The organism is Streptomyces sp. NPDC059456, from assembly GCF_042750055.1.
Taxonomy (GTDB): domain Bacteria; phylum Actinomycetota; class Actinomycetes; order Streptomycetales; family Streptomycetaceae; genus Streptomyces.
In genome coordinates this window covers 1-4,674 of sequence record NZ_JBHYVA010000669.1, presented here as the reverse complement: position 1 = coordinate 4,674, position 4,674 = coordinate 1, and the positions used below count along the sequence as shown (strand labels likewise).

6 protein-coding genes are annotated in these 4,674 nt (G+C 72.3%); 4 read left to right on the top strand and 2 right to left on the bottom strand.

Annotation, left to right across the window (positions count from 1 at the left end; all coding sequences use genetic code 11):
- Together ACFXA3_RS36010 and ACFXA3_RS36005 are read right to left on the bottom strand one after the other, a co-directional pair.
- Window positions 1–191, bottom strand: a 191-nt coding sequence (locus ACFXA3_RS36010) for a DUF3097 family protein (protein WP_385194217.1), incomplete at its 3' end; no start/stop codon positions are given.
- 28 nt (window positions 192–219) lie between these two features.
- A complete protein-coding gene (locus tag ACFXA3_RS36005; RefSeq protein WP_385194214.1) occupies window positions 220–945 on the bottom strand; it encodes an MBL fold metallo-hydrolase in 726 nt (241 codons plus the stop codon).
- A gap of 155 nt (window positions 946–1,100) precedes the next feature.
- Between ACFXA3_RS36005 and hrcA the strand changes: the two genes are divergently transcribed.
- The 4 genes from hrcA to ACFXA3_RS35985 form a co-directional block, all read left to right on the top strand.
- Window positions 1,101–2,117, top strand: coding sequence for a heat-inducible transcriptional repressor HrcA (gene hrcA / locus ACFXA3_RS36000; protein WP_385194220.1), 1,017 nt, complete (start codon window positions 1,101–1,103; stop codon window positions 2,115–2,117).
- On the top strand, window positions 2,118–3,257 hold the full coding sequence (dnaJ, locus tag ACFXA3_RS35995) for a molecular chaperone DnaJ (RefSeq protein ID WP_054222402.1): 1,140 nt from the start codon (window positions 2,118–2,120) through the stop codon (window positions 3,255–3,257).
- A 147-nt stretch (window positions 3,258–3,404) separates the two neighbouring features.
- Window positions 3,405–4,496: a nitronate monooxygenase gene (locus tag ACFXA3_RS35990; RefSeq protein WP_385194211.1), complete on the top strand. Its 1,092-nt coding sequence runs from the start codon at window positions 3,405–3,407 to the stop codon at window positions 4,494–4,496.
- The coding region (locus ACFXA3_RS35985; RefSeq protein WP_385194209.1) for an RNA methyltransferase PUA domain-containing protein at window positions 4,493–4,674 on the top strand (182 nt) is incomplete at its 3' end. The genes ACFXA3_RS35990 and ACFXA3_RS35985, both read left to right, overlap by 4 nt.

Below are 4,674 nucleotides of genomic sequence, written 5' to 3'. Positions count from 1 at the left end.
GGCTCCAGGGGGAACACCCCCCGCTTGCCGAAGCGGTCCTCCAGGGTCACCGTGCCCGCCTCGCAGGCCACCACCGCTCCGCAGAAGTCCGTACCGGCCACCTCGACCACGAGGTCGGGTTCGGCCGGTACCTCCGGGACGGCCTTGGCGCGCTTCCACTGGGGGGTCAGGTCGGGGGAGTACTCACGCATCCGGCCGACGCTACGAGAGAGCGGGCGCTCACGCGTCCGACACGCCGAACCGCCGCGCCAGTGTGTCGCGTTGCGCACGGACGAAGTCCGCGGAGACCACCGCTCCGTGACCCGGCACGTACAGCGCGTCGTCGCCGCCCAGCGACAGCAGCCGGTCCATGGCCGCCGGCCACTGCGCCGGCACCGCGTCGCTGCCCGCCTGCGGTTCGCCCGACTCCTCGACGAGGTCCCCGCAGAACACCACCTCGCGCTCCCCGGGGACGCACACCGCCAGGTCGTGCCGGCTGTGCCCGGGCCCGACGTTCGCCAGCAGGACCTGCACCCCGCCCAGCTCCAGCGTCCATTCGCCCGACACGTGGTGCCGGGGCACCACCAGCAGGTCCACCGCCTCGGCGGCCTCGGCCTCCGCCAGCCCCTGCTGCACGGCGCCGGCGCGCAGTTCCTCGCGGCCGGCGGACAGCTCCGCGTCGAGCCCGACCGCGCCGAACACCTCGGCCCCGGAGAACGCGGCCACGCCCAGCACGTGATCGAAATGCCCGTGCGTGAATGCGATATGCGTCACGCGCCGGCCGGTCAGCCGCTCCGCCTCCGCCCGCAGCTGCGCACCCTCCCGTACGCATGAACCCGGATCGATCAGGAGGACCGATTCGTCGCCCACCACCAGTCCCACCGTGCAGTCCCACACCGGAAGCCGGCGCCGTCCGGTCCGTCCGGTCAGCCGCTCCCAGCCCGTCTCTTCCCATTGCACGTCCATGGCGCGACGCTACCCTGGCGGGCCGCCCTTGCCAGGGGCTGACTACCCGGCCGTACACTGGCCGGGGGATCTCTGGCACTCGAACGTCCGGAGTGCCAACGAAGCAGATGAAACCGACCATGACGCGCGACGACGACCAGCTGGAGGTGTGCGCGATGCTCAGCGAACGCAGACTCGAGGTGCTGCGCGCCATCGTCCAGGACTACGTCGGGACGGAGGAGCCGGTCGGCTCCAAGGCGCTCACCGAGCGGCACCGGCTCGGCGTCTCGCCCGCCACCGTGCGCAACGACATGGCCGTGCTGGAGGAGGAGGGCTACATCGCCCAGCCCCACACCAGCGCCGGCCGGATCCCCACGGACAAGGGCTACCGGCTCTTCGTCGACAGGCTGGCGGGGGTCAAACCCCTGTCGACGCCCGAACGCCGGGCCATCCAGAACTTCCTCGACGGCGCCGTCGACCTCGACGACGTCGTCGGCCGCACGGTGCGGCTGCTCGCGCAGCTCACCCGGCAGGTCGCCGTCGTCCAGTACCCGAGCCTGACCCGGTCCACGGTCCGGCACGTCGAACTGCTGTCGCTGGCCCCGGCCCGGCTGATGCTCGTGCTGATCACCGACACGGGCCGGGTCGAGCAGCGGCTCGTCGACTGCCAGACGCCGTTCGGCGAGACCTCGCTCGCCGATCTGCGGGCGCGGCTCAACAGCCGGGTCGTCGGCCGCCGGTTCACCGACGTGCCGCAGCTCGTGCAGGACCTGCCGGAGTCGTTCGAGCCGGAGGACCGGAGCACGGTGTCGACCGTGCTCGCGACCCTGCTGGAGACGCTGGTCGAGGAGGCCGAGGAGCGGCTGATGATCGGCGGGACCGCCAATCTCACGCGCTTCGGACATGATTTTCCCCTGACGATCAGGCCGGTGCTCGAAGCGCTGGAGGAGCAGGTCGTGCTCCTCAAGCTGCTGGGCGAGGCCAACGAGTCGGGAATGGCCGTACGGATCGGGCATGAGAATGCCTACGAGGGACTGAACTCCACGTCCGTCGTCTCGGTCGGCTACGGTTCGGGCGGCGAAACCGTCGCCAAACTCGGCGTGGTCGGACCGACCCGCATGGACTACCCCGGAACGATGGGAGCGGTACGCGCAGTGGCACGTTACGTCGGACAGATCCTGGCGGAGTCGTAAGTGGCCACGGACTACTACGCCGTTCTCGGCGTGCGCCGCGACGCATCGCAGGACGAGATCAAGAAGGCCTTCCGCCGCCTCGCCCGTGAACTCCACCCGGACGTGAATCCGGACCCGAAGACGCAGGAGCGCTTCAAGGAGATCAACGCGGCGTACGAGGTGCTCTCGGACCCGCAGAAGAAGCAGGTCTACGACCTCGGCGGCGACCCGCTGTCGTCCTCCGGCGGCGGTGGCGGCGCGGGTGGCTTCGGTGCGGGTGGCTTCGGCAACTTCTCCGACATCATGGACGCCTTCTTCGGCCAGGCCTCGCAGCGCGGCCCGCGCTCGCGGACCCGCCGCGGCCAGGACGCCATGATCCGCCTCGACCTGGAGCTGGACGAGGCCGCCTTCGGCACGACCAAGGACATCCAGGTCGACACGGCCGTCGTCTGCACCACCTGCTCCGGAGAGGGCGCCGCCCCCGGCACCTCGGCGCAGACGTGTGACATGTGCCGTGGTCGTGGTGAGGTGTCGCAGGTCACCCGGTCCTTCCTGGGCCAGGTCATGACCTCGCGCCCCTGCCCCCAGTGCCAGGGCTTCGGCACCGTGGTCCCGACCCCGTGCCCCGAGTGCGCGGGCGACGGCCGGGTCCGCTCCCGCCGCAGCCTCACGGTCAAGATCCCGGCCGGTGTCGAGAACGGCACCCGGATCCAGCTCGCGGGAGAGGGCGAGGTCGGCCCCGGCGGCGGCCCCGCCGGCGACCTGTACGTGGAGATCCACGAGCTGTCTCACCCGACCTTCCAGCGGCGCGGGGACGACCTGCACTGCACGGTGACCATCCCCATGACGGCCGCGGCCCTGGGCACCAAATGCCCGCTGGAGACGCTGGACGGCATGGAGGAGATCGACATCCGGCCCGGCACCGGTTCGGGCCAGGCCATCCCGCTGCACGGGCGCGGCGTCACGCACCTGCGCGGCGGCGGCCGAGGCGACCTGATCGTCCACGTCGAGGTCACCACCCCGACCAAGCTGGACGCCCAGCAGGAGGAGCTGCTGCGCCAGCTCGCCAAGCTGCGCGGCGAGGAGCGGCCCATGGGCCAGTTCGCGCCGGGCCAGCAGGGCCTGTTCAGCCGCCTGAAGGACGCCTTCAACGGCCGCTGACCGGCCCGCGGGCACACGTACGAGCCCGGTCCGGGATTGCCCCGGGCCGGGCTCGGCGCATTGATCCGGTCGCTCCCGGTGAAGCGGACTATGCCAGGCGAATGCCGTGATTTAGCCCGGTGCGCGGGACGTGGCACGATGCAGTCCATGTCCTCCGCACCGAACGGTCTCTCCCCGTACCCGATCGTGCAGGCTCCCATGGCGGGCGGTGCCTCGTGTCCGCCCCTCGCCGCCGCCGTGTGCGAGGCGGGCGGGCTGGGCTTCCTGGCCGGCGGCTACAAGACCGCCGACGGCATGTACCAGGAGATCAAGAGGCTGCGGGCGCTCACACGGCGCCCGTTCGGCGTGAACCTCTTCATGCCGCAGACCGGCTACGTGGACCCCGCCGCGGTGGAGGCGTACCGCGGGCAGCTGGCCGGCGAGGCGAGCTGGTACGACGTCTCCCTGGCCGACGAGGACATCATCGGCACCAGCGACGACGGTTACGACGCCAAGCTCGCGATCCTCCTCGAAGACCCGGTTCCCGTGGTCTCGTTCACCTACGGCGTGCCCGCGCCCGCGGTCCTGGCGGCCCTGCGCGCGGCGGGCACCTCCACCGTCGTGACCGTCACCTCCGTCGACGAGGCCCGCGCCGTCCAGGCGGCGGGCGCCGACGCCGTGTGCGTACAGGGCGTGGAGGCCGGCGGCCACCAGGGCACCCACCGGGACGACCCGCAGGCCGACGGCACGGCGGGCGTGGGCCTGCTCGCGCTCGTGGCGCAGGTACGGGAGGCCGTGGCCCTCCCGATCATCGCGGCGGGCGGACTGATGCGCGGCTCGCAGATCGCGGCGCTGCTGGCGGCGGGCGCGGAGGCGGCGCAGCTCGGCACCGCCTTCCTGGCCTGCCCCGAGTCGGGCGCGCACCCGCTGCACAAGAAGGCGCTGACGGACCCCCTGTTCCCCCACACCGAGCTGACCAGGGCGTTCTCGGGGCGGCCGGCCCGGGGCCTGGTGAACCGGTTCATGCGCGAGCACGGGCCGTACGCCCCGGCCGCGTACCCGCAGATCCACCACATGACCGCCGGGCTGCGCAAGGCGGCCGCCGCGGCCGGGGACCCGCAGGGCATGGGGCTGTGGGCGGGCCAGGGGCACCGGCTGGCGCGGGCGCTGCCGGCGGCGGAGCTGGTGGAGTTGCTGACGGCCGAACTGGCCGAGGCCCAGGGTGCTTTGAAGGACATGCAGAAGAGGAGTAGGTCATGACCGCCCCCGTGTTCGTGGTCGAAGAGGTCCCCGCGGGGCCGGAGTTCGTGCTCGACGGCCCGGAGGGCCGGCACGCGGTGTCCGTGAAGCGGCTGAACCCCGGTGAGGACGTGGTCCTCACCGACGGGCGCGGCCGCTGGGGCGAGTGCGTCGTCAAGGCCGCCGAGGGCAAGGACCG

Bases quoted from the DNA above. Each gene is read 5' to 3' on its own strand.
- hrcA (WP_385194220.1), top strand. From the start codon at position 1,101: ATGCTCAGCGAACGCAGACTCGAGGTGCTGCGCGCCATCGTCCAGGAC.
- ACFXA3_RS35990 (WP_385194211.1), top strand. From the start codon at position 3,405: ATGTCCTCCGCACCGAACGGTCTCTCCCCGTACCCGATCGTGCAGGCT.
- ACFXA3_RS36005 (WP_385194214.1), bottom strand. From the start codon at position 945: ATGGACGTGCAATGGGAAGAGACGGGCTGGGAGCGGCTGACCGGACGG.